Origin of the sequence: Bacillus sp. FSL R5-0512, from assembly GCF_038593295.1 — a bacterium.
Lineage (GTDB): Bacteria > Bacillota > Bacilli > Bacillales > Bacillaceae > Bacillus > Bacillus safensis.
On record NZ_CP151982.1, the window covers coordinates 2,235,093 to 2,259,992 of the forward strand.

The following is a 24,900-nucleotide window of genomic DNA, read 5'->3' on the forward strand; positions in this document are numbered from 1 at the left end:
CTATCTTTCTTGTGACTTTTGATCACAAACAAGACCTTCGCTCAACACAAAAAGCCCGTTCTTACGTATAAGCAGCGGACTTTTATTTTGGATATATGGTACCTTTCTCACTGACCATGATTGAGACCGGGATGTCGTGCGTTTCAGCCGGAATATGCTCAGTTTGCTGTACTGTCAAGCAAAGGGCAAGCGTTTCGCCGTGATAGTCAGCTAAGTAGCGGTCATAATAGCCGCCCCCATATCCGATACGGTAGCCTTGTCGATCGAAGCACACACCAGGCACAATGATCAAATCGATTGATTCTTTAGATGCAGCAGCCGACGCCAGAGGGTCTGGCTCTATTAACCCAAAGTAGCGGGATATCATTTTCGTTTCCGGTGTATATTCATAAAACGTCATCTCTTTTGTTTCCGGAAAACAGGTGGGTACACATACTGTTTTCCCCTCCTGCCATGCTTTTTCAATTAGAGGCATTGTCGGTACCTCTTTTCCTCTAGACATGGTGAGTGCAATCGTATCCGCTTGTTTCCATGCTGACAGTTGAAACAAGCGCTCATGAAGTAAAGCGGTGCTTCGCTTGAATTCCTCGGCACTCATCTGGTCCAGCTTGGCTAATGTTTGAAGACGAAGCTCTTTTTTCACACAGATCATCTCCCCTCATAAAAAAACAGCAGGAAAATTCCCTGCTGCTTACTTTGTTTCACGATGTAAAGTTTGTTTTTTATCACGTGAGCAATACTTTTTGAATTCAACGCGATCTGGATTGTTTCGCTTATTCTTTTTAGTAATATAGTTACGCTCACCGCATTCAGTGCAAGCTAGAGTAATATTTACGCGCATGTTTTTCCCTCCAAACTAAAATCAATTCACATTCAGACCTAACTATAATACCACTTCTAGCTTAGGAATGCTAGAATGTTTTTTCACCAATTTGAATTTCAGTGCAATCCATCCACGTTCTGATCCATATCACACGGTCATTTCATGAAAAATGGCCTGCTCCCCTATAAAACCTCAATCTTTGTCGTACTGTATACATGAGGAACCCTCTTTTATTTTGACAGCGAGCAAGATTTTCATACTCGTTTTTCATATAAAAAGAAAAAAGATGAAAAAAAGGTGATTTTTTCAGCAATTCCTTTTGAAACTAGCTTTTTTATGGTATAAAAAAGAAGGGTCGAAAACTGTCTGAAACAATCATGAAAGCCTTTTATGGCTTTCAGCATTAAAATATGAATAAAAGGTGATGAAACATGGAAATTGCAATTATCGGATTGCTTGTTGTCAGTATCGTACTGATCGCATTCTCATATTTTCAAAGAGAGCCGATTAAAGAAGTCGAGCAGGAACTTGAAACACTTCAACTATCTGCAATGCAAGAAATCTATAAACTGAAAAAGAAAATGAAGGTTCTTGAAGAAGAATTGCTTGAAACAAACATTGTCGTCCGCAAACATTCAGAAATTGATCCATCTATCGCAAGACAAATCATTTCAAAGCATCAAAATGGCATGTCTCCTGAGGCCATTGCGCGCGCTGAGCATGTATCTGTAGATGAAGTCAACATGATCATTAAAGACAACGAGAAGGTGCTTGTATGACGAAAAAAAGCATCCAAACGTTTGCGGCAGGTATGATTCTTGCAACTGGTGTTCTGGCGATCGTTTTTTTCCTCACTGGAAAAGATGAAGCTGCGGCTGATACAACCACAAAAGAAACACTCGCAGCGAAAGTAACAGACACTGATGTGAAAAACTATTTAGACTCTAAAAAAGAAGTCTCCGTCAGCCGTGAAACATATCAGCAGCTTCTTGATTATAAAGAAAAAGCACTGAAGGCAAATGAAGACGGCGATTCTAAAAATGATAAAGAAACATCAGACAAGCCTAAAGGCAAATCGGTCAAATTTGTTATTAAAAACGGGATGAGCACAAGTGATGTTTCAGACATGCTTGAAAAGGACGGAATCATCAATTCGTCTAAAGATTTTAATGATTACGTGATTGACGCCGGCTACCATAAAGAAATTCGTGCAGGCAAGTTCAATTTAAAAACAGGGATGACGTTTAAACAAATCGTCAAAGCCTTAACAAAATAACAGCAAAAACCCCCTGGCGGCGCTGACCTCCAGGGGGTTTTTGTTATCCAAATCGACCAGATATATAATCATTTGTTCTTTGATCATTTGGCTCAGAGAACATCACATTCGTATCATTGACCTCAACAAGCTCTCCCATTAAAAAGAAGGCTGTTCTATCTGATACCCTCGCCGCTTGCTGCATGTTATGCGTCACAATGGCAATCGTGTATTTCTCTTTTAATTTCATAATCAATTCTTCAATCTTTAATGTTGAGACAGGATCAAGCGCTGATGTTGGTTCATCCATTAGTAAAATGTCTGGGCTTGTGGCAATAGCTCTTGCGATACAAAGACGCTGCTGCTGACCGCCAGAAAGACCTAATGCAGGCGCACTTAAACGATCTTTCACTTCATCCCAAAGGGCAACATCACGAAGCGCTTTTTCAGCGATTTCTTTCAATTGCTGCTTGCTCTTCACGCCATGAATTCTTGGTCCGTAGACGACATTATCAAAGATTGACTGAGGGAATGGGTTCCCTTTTTGAAAGACCATCCCGACGTTTTTACGCAGTTCCACGAGATCAACGCGGCCTTTTAAAATATTGTCGCCGTTATACATCATATCTCCAGTGATTTTCACACCTGGCACTGTTTTGACCATAAGATTTAAGGTCTTGATAAACGTTGACTTTCCGCAGCCGGACGGACCGATAATTGCTGTGACTTCATGCTCTCTTATGTCTAAATCAATATGCTTGAGTGCGTGATGCTGTCCGTACCAAAGGTTCATATCATTTACACGAAACACTTCTTTTTTTGCTGTTTCAGTTGCTACTGCATTCATTAAAATTCACCCGCCTTATCCAAATCGACCATTGATATAGTCTTCTGTTTTTTGCTGTGCAGGACGTGTAAAGATACGTTCAGTGGCATCATATTCTACTAGATCACCGTTTAGGAAAAAGGCCGTATGATCAGATACACGTAACGCTTGCTGCATGTTGTGTGTCACAATGACGATCGAATAATCATTTTTCAACTCTGATAATAACTCTTCAATTTTTGCATTTGAGATCGGGTCTAGGGCAGATGCTGGTTCATCTAATAAAAGAACGCTGGGCTTCATCGCAAGTGTACGCGCAATACAAAGGCGCTGCTGCTGACCACCGGATAATGACAAAGCCGAGCGGTGCAGACGATCTTTGACCTCATCCCAAAGCGCTGCTTTTGTTAAGCTTTCCTCTACCGCATCATCAAGCACTGATTTTCTTTTTTCCCCCGCATACTTTAACGCATGGGTAATGTTATTGTAGATCGATTTAGGAAATGGGTTTGGTTTTTGGAAAACCATGCCGATTTCTCTTCGTAAATTCACCACATTAATGCGGTCATCCAAAATATTGAGCCCTTCGTACATGATCGCCCCTTCACTTCTCGCACCTGGGATCAAGTCGTTCATGCGGTTAATGCTGCGTAAAAAGGTTGATTTCCCGCAGCCAGATGGGCCGATTAATGCGGTAATTGCGTTCTTCTCAATTTCAAATGAAATGTGATTGACTGCTCTTTTTTCACCATAATAAATGCTTAAATCCTGCACCTGTAAAATCTGTTCCGCTTGAAGTGGAGCCTTTTTTGCTGCAATCTCTTTTTTTTCTGCTAGCATTTGAACCATATCCCCTTCACACCTCTCTCACATTATTTTGACGTAAGCTTTTTATGAATAAATGAACCAAGCCATCTAGCTGCTAAGTTGAATACTAAAACTGAAAGCACAAGTACGGCTGATGCACCATTTGCAATGGCCTCTGCATCTGGAATGATTCCTTGTGTATTGACGTTCCATATATGAACGGCTAATGTTTCTGCCGGTCTAAAAACATTCAGCGGTGACGTATCAGAAAATGGACTCCAGTTTGTAAAATCAAGACGCGGTGTGGTGAGGCCTGCTGTGAAAAGAAGCGCTGCTGCCTCCCCGAAGACTCTTCCTGATGCTAAAATCGCACCGGTAATAATAGAAGGAATCGCTCCTGGAATCAGGACCGTCTTCACTGTATGCCATTTCGTCACACCAAGCGCTAGTGATGCTTCCTTTTGATCCTTCGGTACAGAGCGAAGCGCGTCTTCTGTCACCCTCACCATCACTGGCAGGTTAAACACCGTGAGCGCAAGAGCTCCTCCGATGATCGTATAGCCCCAGCCTGTTAAATTGACAAACATGAGTAAACCAAACATACCAATGACAATAGAAGGAAGTGAAGACAGCACTTCAATACATGTGCGAATAAAATCAGTGACTTTGTTTTGAGGCGCATATTCAGCCATGTACACTCCGCCGCCGACACCAAGTGGTACTGTGATCAGCATTGTAATAAACAAAATGTAAAACGAGTTAAACAGCTGATCCCTAATACCGCCGCCAGAGCCAATTGCACTTGAGCGGGTTGTCAAAAAGTCGAAATTTAATTCTTTTGCACCGTTGAAGATGATATAAGAAAACAAACCAACTAGGATCGCCGTAATAATGGCAGCACATAATCCAAAAACAAACGTGGCAAAACGATCGGTCATTTTGCTATTCATTAAATCTTCCTCCTAGACGACAAGTATCTGATAATGAGTATGAACATAAACGATACAACTAGAAGGACAAGCCCCATTGACCAAAGTGTATTGTTTTCAACACTTCCATACGTTGTGTGACCCATGTTTAACGTAATAATGGTTGTTAAAGTACCAGCTGTATCCATAATGCTCTCTGGTAAATTACGCGTGTTTCCAATGACCATCTGAACGGCAAGGGCTTCTCCAAATGCTCTTGCCATTCCAAGAACGACTGCTGTCATTAATGTTGGAAGAGCTGCTGGTACAAGCACACGTCTAATCGTTTGCCATCTTGTAGCGCCAAGTGCATACGATCCCTCACGTAAGCTTTTTGGAAGGGAAGCCATAGCATCAGTTGCAATGGATGTAACGGTTGGCAGAATCATAATAGACAGGACAATCGTTCCTGCTAACACGCTATGCCCTGAGCCGCTTGACTTGAAATGTCCGATAAACGGCACCAATACTGTAAGACCTATGAATCCGTAAACAACGGATGGAATCCCTACAAGCAATTCAATGACTGGCTGAAGAATTTTCCGGCCCCATGCAGGTGCAATTTCTGTCATAAAGATCGCTCCTGCGATGCCTAGCGGCGCTGCAATAAGTGCCGATAGAAGCGTGACGGCGATCGATCCAAAGATAAAAGGAAATGCGCCGTACTCCGGGTTTTCTGCTGTTGGGTTCCAATTGATACTGGTTAAGAACTCAATTGGGCTTACACCATTTACGATGAAAGATTGTAAACCCTTAATTCCAAGGAAGATGGTGATGGCGATGGATACTGCAATCATTAAGAATGCGCAGAATTTCACCAAAATACTTCCTCTTACTTCATCCATTTGCCTATTTTTCTTCGAGCTGATCAGCCGATCGCTCGCTTCTGTATGTTCTATCTGCTTCATCTTTTTCTACACTCCTATGAATGTCATAAAAGGAAAAGTGAAATGCTCCACTTTTCCTTCATCAGCAATTCAAGACCTCTTACTTATCTGATTGTTTGCCTGTTGCGTCTCTTTCTACTTTCATATTAGAGACTGAGATGTAGCCTTGGTCTTTGACGATTTCTTTTTGTACTTCGTCACTCATAAGGTAATCTAAGAATTGTTTTGTTAGACCTTCCGGCTCACCTTTTGTATAAGAGTGCTCGTATGCCCAAATTGTATATTTACCGCTTTCTACATTGCTTTCTTCTGGTTTCACACCATCAATGCTGAGCGGTGTAATTTTGTCATCTGTTAAATAAGAGAATGCTAGGTATCCAATCGCACCTGGTGTTTCTGCAATCAGCTTTTTCACTGTGTTTGAAGAATCTTCTGTGATTCCTTCTGCAGGTGTTGCGCCGTCAAGTGCATATTTCACAAATGTGGCACGAGTTCCTGAAGAATCAGGTCTGTTGACAAGCGTGATTTTTTGGTCTTTCCCGCCAAGCTCTTTCCAGTTTTTGATTTTACCAGTGAAGATTTTTTTCAATTCGTCCTTTGTGATGTCTTTGACACCCACTTCAGGGTTTACAGCTGCGGCCATTCCAACAACTGCTACTTTGTGGTCTTTTAAAGCTTTTGCGTCGATTCCGTCTTTCTCTTCAGCGAATACATCTGAGTTCCCAATTTGTACAGATCCTTCTGAAACTTGAGAAAGTCCTGTTCCTGAACCGCCGGCTTGTACTTGAATATCGGCTTTTGGATGTTTATCCATGAATTTTTCTGCTGCCGCAAGAACTAAAGGCTGCATCGCAGATGATCCTGAGATGGTAATGGAACCTGATGCCTCATCTTTGTTTGAAGCATTTCCTTTACTGTCTTTTGAATCTCCGCTTGAGCTGCTGTTTCCGCATGCTGTGACGAATGCTAACAATGCGATAGTAAGGAAAGTAAGCAGCCATAATTTGTTCTTTTTCATTTCAAGAATACCCCCTGAATAATTTGTCCTACGAGTAATACATTAAAGGTTCTTTATTAATTTCGTTTAAATGGAATGTTAAGGTTTTGTAAATGTCGAAGTTTTGTAGAGAAATTGCGGCGTTTTTTATGAATTTTGTCAATTTAAATCGAAATTTTTGAAGAAAACGTAAAAAAACGCCCACAAAAAGTGAGCGTTTTTACCTATGAAAGGTCTAGTTATTTGTTTCTGCTTCATTTTCAATTTTGTTTTTGTTTTTCGCCTGTGTATCATTGCTTTCCTGTTTTGATTTCAGTTCAAAGTACTTATCTAATACTTGTTCACCAATATCATTTGTAATTGGATAGCGCTGGTTGTAGTCTTGATACACCCATGGCACGACAACGGAAATGGCCACTTCTGGATTATCAGCAGGCGCATACGCAACAAGAGTTGTGTTATACGTCGGTGTACCGCGCTTGCTTTTAATTGGACCGTCATAGAATGATTGAGCGGTTCCTGTTTTGCCAGCTGGATTATACTTTTTGTTGCCAAAGTTTGAATAGGCTGTCCCTCTTGGGTTCTGCATCACAAGCTTGAAGCCTTGCTGGACACGCTTGATTTCATCACTTGTCATGTCTAGCTTATTCAATACATCCGGTTTGACGGATTCCGTTACAGCTCCAATGCCTCGCTGCGGATCTGGCTCTCTCACTTCTTTAACAAGCTGCGGACGTAAACGGTACCCGCCATTTGCAATGGTTGAAACGTATTGCGCCATTTGCAGCGGTGTAAACGTATCATACTGTCCAATCGCATAGTCAAGTAAGAGCCCCGATTGTGTAGACGTTCCTCTGTAGCCCGTTGCTTCGTTTGGCAGGTCAATACCTGTTTTGACGCCAAGACCAAATTTACTGAAATTGTAGCGGAACGTATCAAATGCTTTCGGATCAATTGGGAGCGCCTGATTCTTACGATATTCGCTTTTCCCAATGGCGATTGCGGTTTTGAACATATATACGTTTGATGAACGCTCTAGTGCTGTTAAATCATTAATGAGTCCCATATTTTGATAGGATTTCTTTGGCGGCGACTGGGCGATATAGAGAGGTTCATCGTATTGGGTACTTCCAATATGAATAGCACCTGTTTTATATCCAGTCAGTACAGTTGCCCCTTTTACGGCTGATCCCATCGCATATGAGGATGTCATTGTTCCTAATGCGTAGTCATCGAATTTGTATTTTCCGTTTTTGTTTGAAATCTGCTTACCCGCAACAGAGAGAACCTCTCCATTTCTCGGGTCCATCATGACAACAAATGCGCGGTCAAGAAGCTCAGTTCCCCCTCTTTGTTTCGCACTTCTCAAGTTCTTTTCAATAATTTTTTCAACCGCTTTTTGCAGCTGAATATCAATTGTAAGCACAAGGTCTTTCCCGCTCTTACCTTCTGTTAACACTTTAGAGCTTGTGACATTGCCCTGTTTATCAGTTGTACTCTGTTCTTTTTCCTTTTGGCCCTGCAGGACATCTTCATATTGATATTCGAGATAGCTTTTTCCTACACGGTCATTTCGGCTGTAGCCGAGTGATAGATAATGCTCAAGAAGTGACTGCGGAAGACCTTCATCACTCGAAGACACACTGCCGAGCATACTGCGGAGCAGTCCTTTATACGGATAGCTGCGTGACCAGTCTGTCGTCACATCAACACCTGGCAGCTCGTCCAAATGCTCAGAGACGTAAGCAATTTCGCTTGGCTTTACATCTTCATTTTTAATAAATTGAGGTGTAAGTGCATAGCCTCCATCCATCTGCCTTTTAATGGCAAGCACTTGTAAATCTTTTTTCGTCAGTTGATTTAATTCCTTGTCTGTGATGCGTTTTAGCTGAAGCTCATATAGTTTATCATCAGAGACCTTATCGTCACCCTTTAATTCTGATTCTTTTTGAACAAGCTTTTTCGCTTCATTCGGATGCGTTAAGATCCAGAAATCTTTTTTGTCACGATCTGTGATTTTTTTCGTACTCACATGAATCATATCCGCTAATTTTGATGCCACTTTGAGCCGCTCTTCTTGTGAAGTCGTCGAGGTTCTCGTATATGTAATGGCATTCAGCGCTTTATTGCTGACAATCGTATTGTAGTTTCGATCATAAATTTTTCCGCGCGGAGCAGATGAGCTGACATTCACATCCTCTTGTTTTTCTGCCTGCTTTTTATAATCTTCTCCATTGACAATTTGCACAAACCCGAGTCTAACGACAACGCCGGTAAAAATAATAAAGGCAGCTAAAAATAATAAATTCAGCCGGATCGGAAGTGTTTTGCGCCCTTCCTTCGCGTCTTTTTTGTTTTTCTTGTTTCTCATCACATCACCTTTTCTATCAAGAAAGAAATGGCACCCCTTTTTGTGTATAAAAGGTGCCATCATCATTTTAGCGGTTTTTCTATCATTTATCTAGAAATTTGATGTTCCATTGGTAAGAAATTTTACCTTTCTCCCTTAATAAGGTTCGTTTGAGAAACTGGCTTTTGACCGTCAGCCTCTTTCATATCAGCTGTTTTTTCTTTCAAATGAATATCTTTTACAAAGTAATAAATGAGGGTGTGCCCCGCTCCGAGCACAACAAGTGATGCAGGGATTCCGAGCTCATCACCTAGTAAGGTGACAGACAGCAGGAACAAAACAATCGAACAAATACGGCCGGCATTTAAAAATAGCTCTCTGACCACAATATATTCAATTCGGGCCTTTCTGGCATACCTTGCATGGCCGATAACATCATATGTTAAGGATACATAAGGAACAAGCAGGAGCGGATATCCTATTGCAATGGCTACCGCATACATCAGAAGTGATACATAGGACAAGTGGAAAACGATTAAAAACAAAGCGCCGTATAAAATCAGCCCGCCAAGCATGATGGCCTTCTTCCGCCACTTTTTCTTAATCAAACGTGTAGCGAAGAAATAAGTAAAAAAGGCAACACCTGAATTCACTAAACCAAACGTCCCGAGAGCAAGCTCACTGTTTGTTGCAATAAACACGAAGACACTGATTAAGAAGACAAAGACCCCTTCACGAAGCCCTTGAAAAAAGTGAGCTGTTGTAATCCTACGCCAATTCTCATCTGCATGACGTTCTTTCCAAATTTGTTTGATCATAAATTTGCCTTTTGACTGCCTTCTTTTGAGGAAAAAGCTCATCACAACCGCTAGTGAAAACAAAAAGAGCGATAATGTGAAAATGACGGTGTAGCCTGTATCATCCGTTAACTGAGAAATGACAATCCCCGCAATGAGCGGACCGATCATGCCGGCAGTTGAGGAAAGCACCCCAAGAAATCCATTGAAGAAATCTCTTGTTTCAGGCTCGGTGATCTCAAAGGTGAGTACGTTAAAAGCAAGCCAGTAAAAACCATAGCCGATCCCAAGGACACTTCCCAATAAAACTAGCCGTGCGGCCGCTTGTTCTCCTGCCATTAAGACAATTAAATAAAAAGCGGCTAAAAAGATGACACCGAAACGAAGGACAAACGCCCGGTCTATTTTTTTTGCGAGCCGGCCAGCGAATAAAAAAGTAATGGGCTGAAGCACAACAATGGCCAAATTATAAATCGCAAGATCTGTGAATTTCCCAGACTGTTTCCATAAGTACACATTTACAAACGTATTCGAAAGCGCAATGGCAAGTGCGTATAACCCGCCAATCGTGAGGAGGAGCAATAAATCTTTTGTAACATCCATGTCCCCGAACATTTTCTTTAATCTGCTCATACCATTCATTCTCCTTTTCTACACAATAGTCTGTCTCATCAAAAGGCAGATATGTAAAAAAAGGAGGGAAAATATAAAAAGACCTGCTTCTCTAAAGAGCAGGTCTTTTCAAATCAAATGATTTATTTAGCCTCGCTGTAAAGGCGAGCTACTTCATCCCAGTTCACAACATTCCAGAATGCTGAAATGTAATCAGGACGACGGTTTTGGTAGTTTAGGTAGTAAGCATGCTCCCAAACGTCTAGTCCTAGAATTGGCGTTTTTCCTTCAGTTAAAGGAGAATCTTGGTTTGGCGTGCTTGTGATTTCAAGTTTTCCGTTGTTCACAACAAGCCATGCCCAACCAGAACCAAAGCGTCCTGCAGCTGCTGCAGCGAAATCAGATTTGAATTTTTCAAATCCGCCTAATTCTTTTTCGATTGCATCTGCAAGTTCACCAGTTGGTGCGCCGCCACCGTTTGGTGAAAGAAGCGTCCAGAATAATGAGTGGTTCGCATGTCCTCCGCCATTGTTACGTACAGCTGTACGAATGTTTTCAGGCACTGAGTTTAAGTTAGCCACTAGCTCTTCAATTGATTGATCTTCAAGAGCTGATGCACCTTCGATTGCTTTGTTTAAGTTTGTTACGTATGTGTTGTGGTGTTTAGTGTGGTGAATCGTCATTGTTTCCTTGTCGATATGTGGTTCTAATGCATCGTAAGCATATGGTAATTCTGGAAGTTTAAAAGCCATGGTTAAATTCCTCCTTAAAATGTATGTACTGAAATGCTTCCTTTGTAAGTCAGCAATTCACCCTACTCAAAGAGTATCAAAAGAAACAGCTTGTTTCAACGTTATTGCTCATGTTCTGAAACATTTCAGTGTTTATTTTGTATTTAGCCCTTTTGAAAAAGTTTTAAACACTCTTTTTCAACTTAACGAAGGACATAAAATAAAAAGATGCCAAGCATCAGCGCTTGAATCAATCCTTTTGCAAAAACACCTGATACAAATCCAATTAATGAGCCTAATCCGACTTTCACACTCGTCTTCAGATCTTTTTGATGAACAAGGAGCTCTGCAATGACACTCCCAAGAAATGGACCAATAATAATTCCTGCAATCGGTATCACAAAAGGACCAGCTAATAACCCAATGGTGCTTCCCCAAATAGCTGCCTTGCTGCCGCCAAAGCGCTTTACCCCAATCAAGTTTGAGACATAATCTGCCGCAAATAAGACGGCAGTAAACATGGCTTGAATAAGCCAGAACGTCAGTGTAAGCGGCTCGAAGCTAAAGAAGAAACCATATAAAATAAATCCGAGAACCATAAAGACCACACTCGGAATAATTGGATAAACCAGTCCTACAAACGCAATGATAAATGCACAGCCAATCAGTATCCAATACAAAACGTCCAAGACCCTGCCGCCTCCTTTTTATATGCTGTATACATTATGCCTCATTCCTTCTATCTTAACCAGTGATGAAGGCCATACTTGTACTTGATGGATAGACATTGATACAATATGAGAAATAGAAAAGAATGTAGGAAGTGAATGGGTATTGAACGTATTTAATCTATTGTTAAAAGGAATTTATTCACCAAAAGATATTGCTAAAGCACGCTTTACAGGGATCGGTAAAGCAATTTTATTCATTTTTATCCTTTCAATCATCGCAGCAGTTCCTCAGGGGTATCATATGAGCCAAGAGATCTCGAATGCGATGTCAGGATTTCAGCATGTGATCAAAAAAGATTTACCCGACTTTTCAATCGAAAAAGGAAAACTTCAAGCGGATCAAAGTGCACCAATAGAAAAAGAAGAAAACGGCATCACGATCATCTTTGATCCTGCTGAAAAAATAAAAGCAAGTGAGCTTGAATCAAAGCAAACGGCCATCGCTTTATTAAAGGAAAAAGCAGTGATTGCCATTGATGGACAAATGACAGATATCCCCTACCAGCTTCTTGGCGGAACGCTGACAAAAGATGAACTCGCCCGCGTCACAAATCAGAACCAAGCGATTATCATCCCTGTGATCTGTGTACTGCTATATCTATCAACTGCGGCTCTCATGTTTATCAGCGCAACATTCCTTGCGATGCTTGGTACATTTATTAAACGAATGCAGCAAAAAGAGCTGTCCTTTCAAATGCTTTGGAAGCTCTCCGCTTATTCACTCACATTAACAACGGTCTTTTTCGCCATTATGAGTGCATTAAACACGCCTGTTGCAAACTCATTTTTATTAAATTGGGTCATTAACTTTATCTTTTTATATCTTGTTGTGAAAGAAATTCCTGCCAAAAAAAGCAAATGATCCATCCAACAAGGATTTGTCTACACAATGAAAGCTCCCCCGGCTCGGAGGAGCTTTTTATGTATGTTCATGCTAGGACTCATCTGGATGGATGATCGCAAACAAATAGTGATCCTCCCACACTCCATTAATCTTTACTTTTTTACGATTTAATCCCTCATGTTCAAAACCTGTCTTTTCAAGTACACGAATGGAACCCTTATTACTCGGCTTTACTCCAGCCTCAATACGATGGAGATTCAACTCAAAAAAGGCATAGTCAATGATTAAGCGAATGGCTTCTGTCATATATCCATTTCCGCCCTGCCTTTGATCGAGTACATACCCGAGCCAAGCTCCTTCTATCGGACCTCTTACGACAGAACTTAATGAGATCGTCCCAATTAAGGCATCGGTTTCATTTAAGAAAATACCGTGCATGTAAGATTCATCTTGTGCACTTCTTTGCCTACTCCGCTGAATTCGCTCAATTTGGCGAGTTAACGTGAAGAAATCATCTTTGACCAAAGGAAATTCCTGAAAATATGAGCGGTTCTCAAGCTCTAATGTTAACAGTGATTCTGCATCATTTTCTGTTAGTGTTCTCACATATATATGCTGACTAACCTTCTTCATAAAATCCCCCCATTATTATTTTATCATACTGGCCATATGAGGTTGCTCTCCTATTTACTACACCAACGACCCAAGAAGTTTTTATTACAAGACATACTAGGACTAACTAGAACCATCCTTTCCAGCTTTTCTCCTCTTTTTGGTTCTATCATTTCAGGACATGCATAGACTGAAGTAAACTCTTAAAAGCGGTGAGTAAAATGCGGCGAATTCTTTTTTTACTAATCAGTTTGTTTGTCCTCTTTATTATCTTTTTTGATTTAAAAAATGGAACCATTCCTGTTGAGGAAAACCCAGCTGTCCCAGCAAGTGCCCTTCAAACAGCTGAGAAAAAGACATATAAGAACGTCACTGTAAAACAAGGTGAAACGGTCCTCTCCATCGTACATACAAGCAAGCCGCTTGATGACGTCATTAAAGATTTCGAGGAGCTGAATCAAGGTGTTAAAGCGAACGAAATCAGGGCAGGCAGCACATATAAGTTTCCTGTCTACAAGAGATAAAACGTTAATTCCTTGTCATTCATACAAAGAGACTGTTACAATATGAACTGTAAAACACGACGTACACGGCAAAGGATTGCTTGTACACTAAGGAGCGATTGACAAGTGAGTGAAGTCACACATCGTACTAAAACGCGTCCCGTCAAAGTGGGACCTTTAACTATAGGTGGAAATAATGAGGTTGTTATTCAAAGTATGGCAACAACCAAAACACATGATGTCGAAGCGACAGTCGCTGAAATTAAACGTTTAGAAGAGGCAGGCTGTCAAATCGTGCGTGTCGCATGTCCAGATGAGCGTGCAGCAAATGCAATTGCGGACATTAAAAAGCAAATTAACATCCCGCTTGTTGTGGATATTCATTTTGACTATAAGCTTGCCCTGAAAGCGATTGAAGCAGGCGCAGACAAAATCCGAATCAATCCAGGAAACATCGGAAGAAGAGAAAAAGTCGAAGCGGTTGTCAAAGCAGCAAAAGAAAAAGGCATTCCAATCCGTATTGGCGTAAACGCTGGTTCATTAGAGAAAAAAATTCTTGATAAATACGGCTACCCAACAGCAGATGGTATGGTCGAAAGTGCACTGCATCACATTAAAATTTTAGAAGACCTAGACTTTCATGACATCATCGTCAGTATGAAAGCATCTGATGTAAACCTTGCAATTGAAGCATACGAAAAAGCGGCTAAAGCCTTTGATTATCCTCTTCACCTTGGGATTACAGAATCAGGTACGTTATTTGCAGGTACAGTCAAAAGTGCAGCTGGACTTGGCGCTATTTTGAATATGGGAATTGGGAACACACTCCGCATTTCATTAAGTGCTGACCCAGTTGAAGAAGTAAAAGTAGCACGTGAATTGTTGAAATCATTTGGTCTTGCATCAAATGCAGCAACACTGATCTCCTGCCCAACTTGTGGACGAATTGAAATTGACCTCATCAGCATTGCAAATGAAGTCGAAGAATATATTTCTAAAATTAAAGCACCGATTAAAGTAGCAGTTCTCGGCTGCGCTGTTAACGGTCCAGGTGAAGCGCGTGAAGCGGACATCGGAATCGCAGGCGCTAGAGGCGAAGGCTTATTGTTCCGTAAAGGTGAAATTGTTCGTAAAGTACCGGAAGAAACAATGGTCGAAGAACTGAAAAAAGAAATTGATAAAATCGCTGAAGAACATTATGCGAAAATGGAAGCTGAAAAAGAAAAACAAGCGAATGCCTAACAAAAAACGCCTGACGTCATAGTCAGGCGTTTTTCTGTTCTTGTTAAAAGAACGGGGTGATAAATATGCCTAGGATGACGGAAACAATTCCGATCCCAATTGACCACGCGCCAAGCGCATGTGCTCCTTTTCTTCGTGCAATATAACCAACGACGATTGCCGCTACCCCTAATAGCACCGGCAAGACAAATAATGAGATAATCGCAATCGCGAGTGCTGTATAGCCTATCCCTTTACTGCCTGAATCGTCACCTGCTTGGTCACGTCCTCGTCTATCTTCTCGATCTCTTGAAGCTTGATATGGCTCTGCAATTTCAGCAGCTGTTTCCTCTAAATAGCCATCATCATTACTAAAGTGTGTGTCGATTTCACGATCATTTCTTCTGAAATCCTCGTCTCTTTCCATGATCAATTCCCCCTTTTGGTTAATAGAAAGGAGCTTTTTTAGTATGAGCAAAAATGTCTGTTTCATGATTGCTAAAACTTGCTGGAATTGTGAATTGATTATGTTACACTTTAAGAGTATAAAAATGAGGAGTGTGGGCATGTTACGTTTAGGAATTGATATTGATGGTACAGTGACGGCGCAGGACACCTTTGTCCCCTACTTAAATGAGTCGTTCCAATGTGCCATGACACTAGATGATATGACAGAGTATGATTTGACGAAGCTTTTAAAGATTTCTCAAGAAGAATTTTGGGGCTGGATGGATCAGCACGAGCCTCTTATTTATAAACAGGCAGAGCCTGCTGAGGGTGCAAAAGAGATCCTCGAACAAATGAAGCAGCAGCACAGACTGATTTATATTACCGCAAGAAGGCAGCAGCATTCGGATATTACCTACAAGTGGTTTCAAGAACATGACGTGCACTATGATGCTATTGAGCTGGTTGGAGGTCATCATAAGCTGGAAGCCGTTCAAAAGCATAAAATTGATGTATTTTTTGAAGACCATCATGGCAATGCCACAATGATTGCAAAAGAGGCTGACATCCCGGTTATCCTTTTTAACTCCCCTTATAACCAGATGCCGATCGACGACAGAATTATACGCGTAAACAACTGGCAGGAAGCATCTAAGTGGATCAAACAATACGAGCAGCGTCTGCAAACTGCTTATTAATGTAACTGAGCGAGCACCGAAGCGGATCAAACTTGAGGATTTGTCTACACGCTGAAGCCGATACATTTAATGTATCGGCTTTTTTAATGGAGCAAGCTGCCCTTCTTTCATGAGGAAATGGTAAAGTGCCCCCTTCATGCCTGCCTGATTTAAGTAGCAGCAAGTTTCCAGCTTCACCTGAATGTTCTTCCACGCATGCAGTGTATGTAAATGTTTTTCAATATTTTGTAATAAATCTGGTCTCGCACTTACGCCTCCTCCGATGAGAATTTTCTCCGGGTTAAGAACAGTCGCTACATTGTAAACGCCAATGGCTATTCGCTTGTACCATTGATCCACCAGCTTCTCAATGGCCGGATCATGCTTCGCCTTTTCAAAAATTTCTTGACCGTCTATTTGAGTACTTTGCGGTATTCCTTGCTTTTCTTTATAGCTCCGAATTAATCCAGCCGTTGAAGCGCTGCTGTTAAGAGTTGTAAACTGGCCATTTTCCGTCTCTGTCAGCATCATGCCGAATTCACCACCGCGAAATGATGCACCGCGCACAAGCTGACCATTAGCAAAAATACCCCCGCCGACACCCGTGCCAATTGTCATACAAATAAAGCTGTCACAATCTTTCGCATGACCGCTGTATTTTTCTGCGAGAGCTGCACAGTTCGCATCATTTTCCACTTCTACACGAAGAGACGTTTTCTCTTCTAAAAGTGCTTTTACATTTTGACCATTTAAGGCGATGATGGCGCCTGCAAATTCTGTATAACCTGATTCACTGTCCACAAAGCCTGGTAGACTGATGGCGATACCGCTGACATTCGTCATCCTTTGATATTCCTTGACCACATCTGCCATGGCTTCTAAAAACGGTTCAAGCTGCCGGCAGTTCGTCTGATAGTCACCGCTAGAGACCAGCTTTCCATCCTGATCCATTAATCCATGTTTCGTTCTCGTCCCGCCTACATCAAACACGACATAATAGGCCACCTTTACCCCTCCCTTTACTTCAAAATGTAGTACCTTGATCTCATTTTAATGAAACAGCCTCCCTTTGTAAAACGTTTTCAAAAGAGAAAACAAAAAAGCCAGCTCCAGGGCTGGCTTTCTCATGAGTGAACTTCCTTCGGTTCGCAGGAAGGACACGTTCCATATATTTCAAATTTATGTCCGCTAATATGATAATCCTCTAAATCGGCGTCGAGCTTGTCCATTGGGCAGGCATCGATCTCTTTTGTTTTCCCGCATGTAAGACAAATAAAGTGATGGTGATGATGGGAAAATGAACATTTAAAACGGAATAGTTTCTCCCCTGACAATTCTGTTGTTTCTAATATTCCAAGGTCTTCATATAGTGACAAGTTTCGATAAATCGTATCAAAGCTGAGACCAGGGTAGTCTTCACTTAGTGCCGTCAGCACATTTTTAGCCGTCAAGTATTTATCAGAATCAGAAAACAATTGAAGCATGTCTTCACGTTTGCTTGTATATTTGTAGCCTTTTTCCTTTAATAAATCAAGCGCTTCTTGTACGTTCATGTTGATTCCCCCTTCTGAATTTCCCAATACTAATACACCCGATTAAAATCAAGATAGACAGCATCACAATGGTTCCGCCTGGCGCTAAATCAAGATAATAGCTTAAAATCAATCCGGCCAATACAGACAATTCACCAAATAAGATCGAAAGGAAAATCGCCTGTTTGAATCCTTTGGCAATGCGGATACTTGCTGCAACAGGAAGCGTCATGAGCGCCGACACAAGCAGTGTACCGACGATACGCATCGATGCTGCAATGACAAGTGCAACGACTAAGATAAAAATAAAATGAATCCATTTTGCTGAAATACCAGAAGCCTTTGCATGCTCTTCATCAAAAGAAAGCAGAAACAATTCTTTATATAAAAGCACAACAGCTAACACAACAACGAGTGAGATCCCTACAATAATCCAAAGATCAAGTCTTGAAACCGCACTGACACTTCCGAATAAATAACTAAACAAATCTGTATTAAAGCCATTCGCTAGTGAAATGAAGATGACGGAGATCCCAATACCCCCTGATAAAATAATAGGAATGGCAAGCTCCTGATAATGCTTATACACTGAGCGCAGGCGTTCAATAAACAATGAACCCGCAACAGAAAAAGCCATCCCTAAGTAGAGCGGGCTTACCCCTGTCAAAAGGCCAAACTTTTTATCAAGAAATAGACTTGCGGCAATACCGGCAAGTGATACGTGACTGAGGGCATCTGCAATAAGCGAGAGCCTTCTTACGACAATAAATACACCAAGTAAGGGCGCAATAAAACCAATCAGTATACCTGCGATAAACGCATTTTGTAAAAATTCATAATGAAAAAATGGAAATAGCATTATTCATGTCCCCCATGATGGTGATGGTCGTGATGAATCACTTGAATGTCATGCCCGTAAAATTGGGATAGCGCCTGATCATCCATTGAATCAAACGCTTCTGCATCCCCGTGGAAATGCAGTGTCTGATTTAAACAAGCCACATGGGTGACTTTATCAGAAACGGTGCCAACGTCGTGTGTGACGAGAATTAAAGACATTCCTTTTTCTTTGTTCAATGTTTCGAGCAGCTGATAAAAGCCTTCTACTGTCCGCTGGTCTACTCCAACCGTGGGCTCATCCAAAATGAGCAGCTTTGGCTGGCTGACAAGCGCACGGGCAATAAATGCACGCTGCTGCTGTCCGCCAGAAAGCTCACCGATGTTTTGATGCTTTAAATCCTGTATGCCAACTGAGCGAATGGCATCTTCTACTTGCCATTTATCCTGCTTGCTCATTCGTTTAAACAAACCAATTTTCGCGGTCAGTCCGCTTGCGACGACCTCATATACAGAAGCAGGGAAACCCGTATTAAAGCTATTCGCCTTTTGAGAAACAAATCCAATTTGATCCCAGTCTCTAAATTTTGAAACAGGCGTGCCAAATAGCTTTAATTCACCTTGCTGCGGTTTAATGAGCCCAAGCAGGCATTTTAATAAGGTTGTTTTACCAGAACCATTCGGTCCAACAAGTGCTAGAAAGTTTCCTTCCTCTACTGTTAAATGAATGTGATCAATGACATTTCGCTGTCCATACGAGTACGAAATGTCCTTCATTTCAATAATTGGCTTTGCCATGAATCTTTCCACCTTTAATCAATATAAAAAGAATGATTACGATTTATACAACAAAAAGAAAATGGCTTTTGCCATTTTCTCTGTCCATACATACATTTCATTATATAAAAGAAAGATAAAAAAGTAAAATAAAAGCTAATGAATGGCTGTTTTGAACTTACCGCCTTTTGTTTCATGCGTATCCATAATCGTGATAAATGCTTGGTCATCAATTTCAAATACAATGGATTTCAGCTTTGTAATTTCAAGCCTTGTGACAACGGCGTAGATGACATCTTTTTCTTCATCTGTATAGCCGCCTTTTCCTCTCAGCTTTGTCGTTCCCCTGCCGAGTCGATGCAGAATCGCATCTGAAATTTCATCATAATAGTCTGATACGATAATCACAGCTTTTGTTTCATCAAGCCCTTGAATAACAGCATCAATTGTTTTCATTGCCAAATAATATGTCATGACAGAATACATAGCCTGCTCTGGTCCGAAAACAAAGCCTGCCCAAATAAAAATGAACACATTGACGATCATGACAAACTCACCGACGGAGAAAGGAATTTTTTTCGTCAGAAGAATTCCCAAGATCTCTGTTCCATCCATTGAACCTCCATTACGGATGACAAGTCCAACACCAAATCCAAGTAATAGCCCTCCAAATACAGTGGCTAAGATCGGCTGTGTTGTAAATGCCTCCACATGATGAAGTGAAGATTCAATCACGGCTAAGCTGACAATCCCAATCACAGTGGAAATCAGAAAGGTTTTCCCAATATGCTTGTATCCTGATATCATAAATGGAATATTTAAAATGACAACAATCGTCGCAAAATTTATAAACGGGTTATCTGTAAAGAGATAATCCAAAATAAGCGAAATGCCGATGATGCCTCCATCAATAATATTGTTTGGCACTAAAAATAATTCAATGCTGACTGCTGCACATGCAGCTCCTACTAGAATCAGAAAAATTCTCAAAATAAAATGAGGCACTGATTCCTTTCTATGCTGTTTACTATTTGCCATACGTTCTCCCTTCTACACATGTTAAATTTTCAATGAACATTTTATTCACTTTACTATTTTATCATTTCACAGAATAAAATAAAATTTTTTGCACATTTTCCGTTTTCGCCCATACATTGTTACAGAGGGGAGGAATGGAATTGATTTTAATTCAAAAAATTGTCCTGCAGCGGCTCAATCAGATCACAGCAAACGATCTGTTAAGGTATGCGAAACAGTACGGCGTCAGTTTAACGTCTCATCAAGCTGCTGAGGTTGCCAAACTCATGAACGGGAAAAACATCAATATTTTTAATGACTCAGAGCGTAACCGGCTTCTTAAGCAAGTGGAAGCGATTACTTCTAAACAGACAGCACAGACTGTGAATGATTTGTTTAACCAGTTTACAAGTTAAGCAAAAAAGGGCCGCATTTAGCGGCACCTCAACATGTTGCATCCTTTTTACTGACCCGTAATTTTATCTAGTAAGCCTTCATCAAATTGCTTTTCTTTCAGCATCGCAATTTCGAATTTGTAAGGTGGTTTTTTGTTCTTTTTATCTTCACCTACATAAGGCGTTTCTAGAATTTTCGGCACATCTTGAAGCTGCGGATGATGCACAATATAGCTCAGTGCATCGAAACCAATTTCACCAAAACCGATATTTTCATGTCGGTCTTTTCTTGCGCCTTGTACGTTTTTACTGTCATTAATATGAAGAACTTTGATTCGGTCAATACCGACGATTCGGTCAAATTCTTCTAATACACCATCAAAGTCACTCACAATCGGGTAACCAGCATCATGCGTGTGACACGTATCAAAGCAGACAGAAAGAGCTTCGTTATGTGTCACTCCGTCGATAATTTGGGCAAGCTCTTCAAAGCTTCTTCCGCACTCTGATCCTTTTCCTGCCATTGTTTCAAGTGCAATTTGAACCTCTTGACCTTTTACAATGACTTCGTTTAAACCTTCAATGATTTTTTGAATCCCTGCTTCTGCCCCTGCTCCGACATGCGCACCCGGGTGGAGAACAATTTGTCTTGCTCCCAGCGCTTTTGTACGCTCAATCTCAGATCGAAGAAAGTCTACACCAAGCTCAAATGTCGCTGGATTCACTGTATTTCCAATATTGATAATATACGGAGCATGCACGACGATATCCGTCATGCCATGCTCTTTCATATGCGCTTGTCCAGCTTCAATATTCAGGTCTTCAATTTTTTTGCGGCGCGTATTTTGCGGTGCACCTGTATAAATCATAAACGTATTCGAACCATAAGAGGCAGCTTCCTCACTCGCTGCAAGAAGCATATGTTTTCCGCTCATGGATACATGTGAACCAATCTTTAACAATGTTTCCCCCTACTTTCCATTACGCTTTGACTTTCTACGTTCCTGTCTTTTGATTTTATCCATCTCACGTGTCATTTTCTTTTTGTATCCAGGTTTGACGGCTTTCGGTTTTCTCACAAGACGTTTTGCTTTTTCTTCAATTTCATTCGGGGCTTTTTTACGTCTTTGACGCTTCAGACGGTCATCTGCATCTCGCCATTCGCCATGAACAATGGTTTTGTTTTCAAACACAACGCCCATTTTCTCAATTTGAATGAGTGCATCCTCATCAGCCAGCTCATAAATGGTCATGGCAATTCCAGAAGAACCCGCACGAGCTGTTCTTCCAACGCGGTGCACATAAAAATCAAGATCAGATGGAAGTTCATAGTTAATCACGTGGCTGACGCCTTTGATGTCAATCCCGCGTGCTGCAAGATCAGATGCCACAATATAAGTGAACTCCAAATCTTCAATTTGTTTCATGACTTTTTTACGTTCGCGCGGCGTTAATCCGCCATGGAGCACACCGATTTTCATTCCTTTTTCTTGTAGGAACGATGCGATTTCATCAACAGTTGTTTTTGTATTGGCAAAAATGATTCCTAAATAAGGCTGTACATTCGTCACCATTTCATGGAGCAATTTTAATTTATCACGCTGTTTAGACGGAACTAAAATATGCTGAATGTTTTCTGCTGTAATCCGTCTTGGTTCAACATGCGCATACTTTGGATTGTCCATATATTTCTTCAAGAAAGGCTTTAGTTTTTCTGGAATGGTTGCAGAGAACACAAGCATTTGCAGCTGTTCTGGCATTTGTGCACCAATACGGTCCACATCTTCTAAAAATCCCATATCCAGCATTAAATCAGCTTCATCAATAACAAGAGAGGTCGCTTTATAAACATTCAGCGCCTGCTCATGAATGAGGTCAGCAATACGTCCAGGTGTACCGACCACCAAATGCGGCTGGTTTTTTAGCTTTTGAATTGATTTCTGCTTGTCCGTTCCGCCAATGTAAAGCTTTGCTTTGATCTCTTCTTCTGGAGAAGCATTCTTTAAAATCGTTTGAGCTTCTTTGAAAATTTGATTGGCTAATTCTCTTGTAGGTGCAGTAATCACTACTTGTACCTGTTCTTTGCTTGGATCAATTGAATGAATCAGCGGCAGTAAGTAGGCATGAGTTTTTCCTGTTCCGGTTTGTGACTGGCCAATCACGCTTTCTCCTTTTAAAACAGCAGGGATGATTCTTTTTTGAATATCAGTCGGCTCATAAAAGCCTAGTTCATGAATAGCATCTATAATAAAAGGCTTTAATTCATATGTCGTAAATTTCGTTTCTTTCATGTTTTCACTCCTTAAGGCAATGCCTTTTTGCTCATCTCCTCATTATAGCTGATTTTCAGTAAAAAAACCATGTCCGCTTTTCCTACAGGAAACCAATTAGTGCTTCCTTGCATAACCTATGAAGAGAAAGAGAATGCAGTAAGGGAGGTACAAGTATGTTAGGGCAAAGGCCTATGGGCGATTTTCAGCCGCGCCGTCCCTCACGCCGGCACCTTGGAAATGGCGGACAGCCCGGAATGTTTCAAAGAGGGCAGCAGCCTCCTATCCAGCAGCCTTTTCAAGGGCAGGGCAATCCATTTCAGCAAATGATGCCTCGCTCCCCGTCTGTACAGGGAGGCGGTTTACCCGGGATGGGCGGTATTCCAGGAGGTGAGAGCCGTGCACTAGGCGGCGGAGCAGGAATTAAAGGCATGCTCTCTAAATTTCTTCCTGGCGCAGGAGGAGCTGGAGTCTCTGGAGGTGGTGCGGGATTACAAGGAATCCAGAGCTTCACAAATCCTGCAACCCTCTCAAGCATGTTAGGAAATGTTCAAAAAGTGCTCGGGATGGCGCAGCAATTTACGCCAATGATTCAGCAATACGGTCCTTTAGTGAGAAATTTGCCGGCGATGATTAAACTGTACAGCCAGCTTGGCAGTGCGGATGATGATGAAGAAAGTGCAAATGATGCTGATGCAGAATCAGCGGAGACCAGCGCAGAAACAGAAGTGCCCGAGGAAGAAGCACAAACTGACGAAATAGAAAAAAATAAAGAACCAGAAGACATCCTCGTCAAAAAAACAGCACCTCACACATCACCTGCTCCTCAAGCAAAACCGAAAAAAAGATCTGGCAGCTCTGTTCCAAAACTATATGTCTAGTGATCTTTTAACGGCGAAGTGTTCACTGCGTATAACAATCTTTGATATATACGCTTACTTTGGCTATAATGGAAGCAAGAGAATGATAAAAAGCCGTTTTTTACGGCTTTTTATATTGTTCTTCTCTAGCAGCACTTCCCTACAGGAGGACGAATAAATGAATGTAATTAAAATATCGCCGCGTGGCTATTGCTATGGCGTTGTGGATGCAATGGTCATTGCTAAAAATGCCGCACTTGATAAGAACTTGCCACGCCCAATTTATATATTAGGTATGATTGTGCACAACAAACATGTCACTGATGCCTTCGAGGAAGATGGTATTTACACACTGGACGGACCAAACCGCTTAGACATTTTAAAGCAGGTTGAAAGCGGAACAGTCATTTTCACGGCTCACGGCGTTTCTCCTGAGGTTCGTCAAATCGCAGAAGAAAAAGGCCTTGTCACCATTGATGCGACCTGTCCAGATGTAACGAAAACTCACGAACTCATTTCAGAGAAAACAGCCGATGGCTATGACATTATTTATATTGGGAAAAAGGGTCATCCTGAGCCAGAAGGAGCTGTCGGAGTAGCCCCTGACAAGGTACACCTTGTCGAAACAGAAGCCGACATTGAGGCACTCGATTTAACATCAGAAAAACTGCTTATCACGAACCAAACGACGATGTCGCAATGGGATGTCCACGACCTGATGGAGCTGATTAAAGAGAAATACCCTCACGTCGAGTATCATCAAGAAATTTGCCTTGCGACACAGGTGCGTCAGGAAGCTGTATCGCAGCAAGCTGGCCAAGCCGATTTAACCATTGTTGTCGGCGATCCAAAAAGTAATAACTCTAACCGTCTCGCACAAGTGTCAATGGAGATTGCCGGAACGCAGGCTTACCGTATTGGCGACTTAAGTGAACTCAAGCTGGAGTGGCTGCAGGGCGTCAAAACCGTTGCCGTTACTGCTGGTGCTTCAACACCAACACCTATTACAAAGGAAGTCATTCGTTTCTTAGAAAACTATGAACCAGATGATGAAACGACCTGGAAGATTGAACGGACTGTTCCCCTTTCTAAAATTTTACCTCGCGTCAAAACAAAGAAATAAG

Annotated in this window: 29 protein-coding genes; 9 read left to right on the top strand and 20 right to left on the bottom strand. The window is 41.4% G+C overall.

Translation table 11 applies throughout. The annotated features are described in order from the left end of the window. Positions 1–82 precede the first annotated feature (82 nt). Complete coding sequence (locus NSQ25_RS11460) at positions 83–643, bottom strand: 5-formyltetrahydrofolate cyclo-ligase (RefSeq protein ID WP_061109354.1); 561 nt, start codon at positions 641–643, stop codon at positions 83–85. Between the two features lie 48 nt (positions 644–691). Beyond that, positions 692–841 carry a 50S ribosomal protein L33 gene (rpmG, locus tag NSQ25_RS11465; RefSeq protein WP_008360061.1) on the bottom strand — a complete coding sequence of 50 codons (150 nt, stop codon included), beginning with the start codon at positions 839–841 and terminating at the stop codon, positions 692–694. A gap of 413 nt (positions 842–1,254) precedes the next feature. Between rpmG and NSQ25_RS11470 the strand changes: the two genes are divergently transcribed. Together NSQ25_RS11470 and NSQ25_RS11475 are read left to right on the top strand one after the other, a co-directional pair. Then, positions 1,255–1,602, top strand: coding sequence for a hypothetical protein (locus tag NSQ25_RS11470; RefSeq protein ID WP_024422989.1), 348 nt, complete (start codon positions 1,255–1,257; stop codon positions 1,600–1,602). Beyond that, complete coding sequence (locus NSQ25_RS11475) at positions 1,599–2,099, top strand: endolytic transglycosylase MltG (protein ID WP_024422990.1); 501 nt, start codon at positions 1,599–1,601, stop codon at positions 2,097–2,099. Before NSQ25_RS11470 ends, NSQ25_RS11475 begins: the two co-directional genes overlap by 4 nt. Positions 2,100–2,142: 43 nt before the next feature. On the opposite strand, the gene pstB (NSQ25_RS11480) is transcribed toward NSQ25_RS11475, so the two are convergent. The 9 genes from pstB (NSQ25_RS11480) to NSQ25_RS11520 all read right to left on the bottom strand — a co-directional run bounded on the left by pstB (NSQ25_RS11480) (position 2,143) and on the right by NSQ25_RS11520 (position 11,742). Further along, complete coding sequence (gene pstB / locus NSQ25_RS11480) at positions 2,143–2,925, bottom strand: phosphate ABC transporter ATP-binding protein PstB (RefSeq protein ID WP_041106885.1); 783 nt, start codon at positions 2,923–2,925, stop codon at positions 2,143–2,145. Positions 2,926–2,940: 15 nt separating this feature from the next. After that, positions 2,941–3,744: a phosphate ABC transporter ATP-binding protein PstB gene (gene pstB, locus NSQ25_RS11485; protein ID WP_170825867.1), complete on the bottom strand. Its 804-nt coding sequence runs from the start codon at positions 3,742–3,744 to the stop codon at positions 2,941–2,943. A gap of 32 nt (positions 3,745–3,776) precedes the next feature. Beyond that, positions 3,777–4,661, bottom strand: a complete 885-nt coding sequence (pstA, locus tag NSQ25_RS11490) for a phosphate ABC transporter permease PstA (RefSeq protein WP_046311778.1) — start codon at positions 4,659–4,661, stop codon at positions 3,777–3,779. Beyond that, positions 4,661–5,587 (bottom strand): phosphate ABC transporter permease subunit PstC, encoded by a 927-nt coding sequence (pstC, locus tag NSQ25_RS11495; protein ID WP_024422994.1) that lies wholly within the window; start codon positions 5,585–5,587, stop codon positions 4,661–4,663. Before pstC ends, pstA begins: the two co-directional genes overlap by 1 nt. Before the next feature lie 79 nt (positions 5,588–5,666). Beyond that, complete coding sequence (locus NSQ25_RS11500) at positions 5,667–6,584, bottom strand: phosphate ABC transporter substrate-binding protein (protein WP_046311780.1); 918 nt, start codon at positions 6,582–6,584, stop codon at positions 5,667–5,669. 214 nt (positions 6,585–6,798) lie between these two features. Further along, on the bottom strand, positions 6,799–8,934 hold the full coding sequence (locus NSQ25_RS11505; RefSeq protein ID WP_024427976.1) for a penicillin-binding protein 2: 2,136 nt from the start codon (positions 8,932–8,934) through the stop codon (positions 6,799–6,801). A gap of 122 nt (positions 8,935–9,056) precedes the next feature. Beyond that, the gene (locus NSQ25_RS11510; protein ID WP_034280166.1) at positions 9,057–10,343 is read right to left on the bottom strand and encodes an MFS transporter; all 1,287 of its coding nucleotides are present in this window, start codon (positions 10,341–10,343) and stop codon (positions 9,057–9,059) included. 122 nt (positions 10,344–10,465) lie between these two features. After that, positions 10,466–11,074 (bottom strand): superoxide dismutase SodA, encoded by a 609-nt coding sequence (gene sodA / locus NSQ25_RS11515; RefSeq protein ID WP_326136239.1) that lies wholly within the window; start codon positions 11,072–11,074, stop codon positions 10,466–10,468. A 182-nt stretch (positions 11,075–11,256) separates the two neighbouring features. Then, positions 11,257–11,742: a DUF456 domain-containing protein gene (locus NSQ25_RS11520; RefSeq protein WP_039180001.1), complete on the bottom strand. Its 486-nt coding sequence runs from the start codon at positions 11,740–11,742 to the stop codon at positions 11,257–11,259. 145 nt (positions 11,743–11,887) lie between these two features. On the opposite strand from NSQ25_RS11520, the gene NSQ25_RS11525 reads away from it, so the two are divergent. Further along, positions 11,888–12,646: a DUF1189 domain-containing protein gene (locus NSQ25_RS11525; protein ID WP_041117993.1), complete on the top strand. Its 759-nt coding sequence runs from the start codon at positions 11,888–11,890 to the stop codon at positions 12,644–12,646. Between the two features lie 72 nt (positions 12,647–12,718). Here NSQ25_RS11525 and NSQ25_RS11530 read toward each other — a convergent pair whose 3' ends face one another. Further along, positions 12,719–13,261, bottom strand: coding sequence for a GNAT family protein (locus NSQ25_RS11530; RefSeq protein WP_326136238.1), 543 nt, complete (start codon positions 13,259–13,261; stop codon positions 12,719–12,721). A 200-nt stretch (positions 13,262–13,461) separates the two neighbouring features. On the opposite strand from NSQ25_RS11530, the gene NSQ25_RS11535 reads away from it, so the two are divergent. Then, positions 13,462–13,764 (top strand): hypothetical protein, encoded by a 303-nt coding sequence (locus NSQ25_RS11535; protein ID WP_039180007.1) that lies wholly within the window; start codon positions 13,462–13,464, stop codon positions 13,762–13,764. 105 nt (positions 13,765–13,869) lie between these two features. After that, positions 13,870–14,985 (top strand): flavodoxin-dependent (E)-4-hydroxy-3-methylbut-2-enyl-diphosphate synthase, encoded by a 1,116-nt coding sequence (gene ispG / locus NSQ25_RS11540; protein WP_024423001.1) that lies wholly within the window; start codon positions 13,870–13,872, stop codon positions 14,983–14,985. A gap of 43 nt (positions 14,986–15,028) precedes the next feature. Here ispG and NSQ25_RS11545 read toward each other — a convergent pair whose 3' ends face one another. Further along, complete coding sequence (locus NSQ25_RS11545) at positions 15,029–15,391, bottom strand: DUF308 domain-containing protein (protein ID WP_024423002.1); 363 nt, start codon at positions 15,389–15,391, stop codon at positions 15,029–15,031. Between the two features lie 139 nt (positions 15,392–15,530). Between NSQ25_RS11545 and NSQ25_RS11550 the strand changes: the two genes are divergently transcribed. After that, positions 15,531–16,109: a hypothetical protein gene (locus NSQ25_RS11550; protein WP_326136237.1), complete on the top strand. Its 579-nt coding sequence runs from the start codon at positions 15,531–15,533 to the stop codon at positions 16,107–16,109. Between the two features lie 66 nt (positions 16,110–16,175). Here the strand turns inward: NSQ25_RS11550 and NSQ25_RS11555 are convergent, their stop codons facing one another. The 5 genes from NSQ25_RS11555 to NSQ25_RS11575 form a co-directional block, all read right to left on the bottom strand. Beyond that, entirely contained in the window at positions 16,176–17,093 is a 918-nt protein-coding gene (locus NSQ25_RS11555) for an ROK family protein (protein ID WP_034280152.1), read from the bottom strand. A gap of 119 nt (positions 17,094–17,212) precedes the next feature. Then, the gene (locus NSQ25_RS11560) at positions 17,213–17,641 is read right to left on the bottom strand and encodes a Fur family transcriptional regulator (protein WP_003217433.1); all 429 of its coding nucleotides are present in this window, start codon (positions 17,639–17,641) and stop codon (positions 17,213–17,215) included. Continuing rightward, positions 17,619–18,479: a metal ABC transporter permease gene (locus tag NSQ25_RS11565; RefSeq protein ID WP_326136236.1), complete on the bottom strand. Its 861-nt coding sequence runs from the start codon at positions 18,477–18,479 to the stop codon at positions 17,619–17,621. Before NSQ25_RS11565 ends, NSQ25_RS11560 begins: the two co-directional genes overlap by 23 nt. Beyond that, the gene (locus tag NSQ25_RS11570; protein WP_024423006.1) at positions 18,479–19,255 is read right to left on the bottom strand and encodes a metal ABC transporter ATP-binding protein; all 777 of its coding nucleotides are present in this window, start codon (positions 19,253–19,255) and stop codon (positions 18,479–18,481) included. Before NSQ25_RS11570 ends, NSQ25_RS11565 begins: the two co-directional genes overlap by 1 nt. Positions 19,256–19,390: 135 nt before the next feature. After that, the gene (locus NSQ25_RS11575; RefSeq protein ID WP_024427967.1) at positions 19,391–20,272 is read right to left on the bottom strand and encodes a YitT family protein; all 882 of its coding nucleotides are present in this window, start codon (positions 20,270–20,272) and stop codon (positions 19,391–19,393) included. A gap of 140 nt (positions 20,273–20,412) precedes the next feature. Here NSQ25_RS11575 and NSQ25_RS11580 point away from each other — a divergent pair, with 140 nt between their 5' ends. Next, complete coding sequence (locus NSQ25_RS11580) at positions 20,413–20,667, top strand: DUF2624 domain-containing protein (RefSeq protein ID WP_024423008.1); 255 nt, start codon at positions 20,413–20,415, stop codon at positions 20,665–20,667. 47 nt (positions 20,668–20,714) lie between these two features. Here NSQ25_RS11580 and NSQ25_RS11585 read toward each other — a convergent pair whose 3' ends face one another. Further along, the gene (locus NSQ25_RS11585) at positions 20,715–21,608 is read right to left on the bottom strand and encodes a deoxyribonuclease IV (RefSeq protein ID WP_041117997.1); all 894 of its coding nucleotides are present in this window, start codon (positions 21,606–21,608) and stop codon (positions 20,715–20,717) included. Positions 21,609–21,617: 9 nt separating this feature from the next. After that, entirely contained in the window at positions 21,618–22,937 is a 1,320-nt protein-coding gene (locus NSQ25_RS11590; protein WP_024423009.1) for a DEAD/DEAH box helicase, read from the bottom strand. Positions 22,938–23,092: 155 nt separating this feature from the next. Here NSQ25_RS11590 and vrrA point away from each other — a divergent pair, with 155 nt between their 5' ends. Both vrrA and NSQ25_RS11600 read left to right on the top strand, forming a co-directional pair. After that, complete coding sequence (vrrA, locus tag NSQ25_RS11595; RefSeq protein ID WP_041117998.1) at positions 23,093–23,797, top strand: VrrA/YqfQ family protein; 705 nt, start codon at positions 23,093–23,095, stop codon at positions 23,795–23,797. 157 nt (positions 23,798–23,954) lie between these two features. Further along, positions 23,955–24,899, top strand: coding sequence for a 4-hydroxy-3-methylbut-2-enyl diphosphate reductase (locus tag NSQ25_RS11600; RefSeq protein WP_034280141.1), 945 nt, complete (start codon positions 23,955–23,957; stop codon positions 24,897–24,899). The last annotated feature ends 1 nt before the right edge of the window (position 24,900 follow it).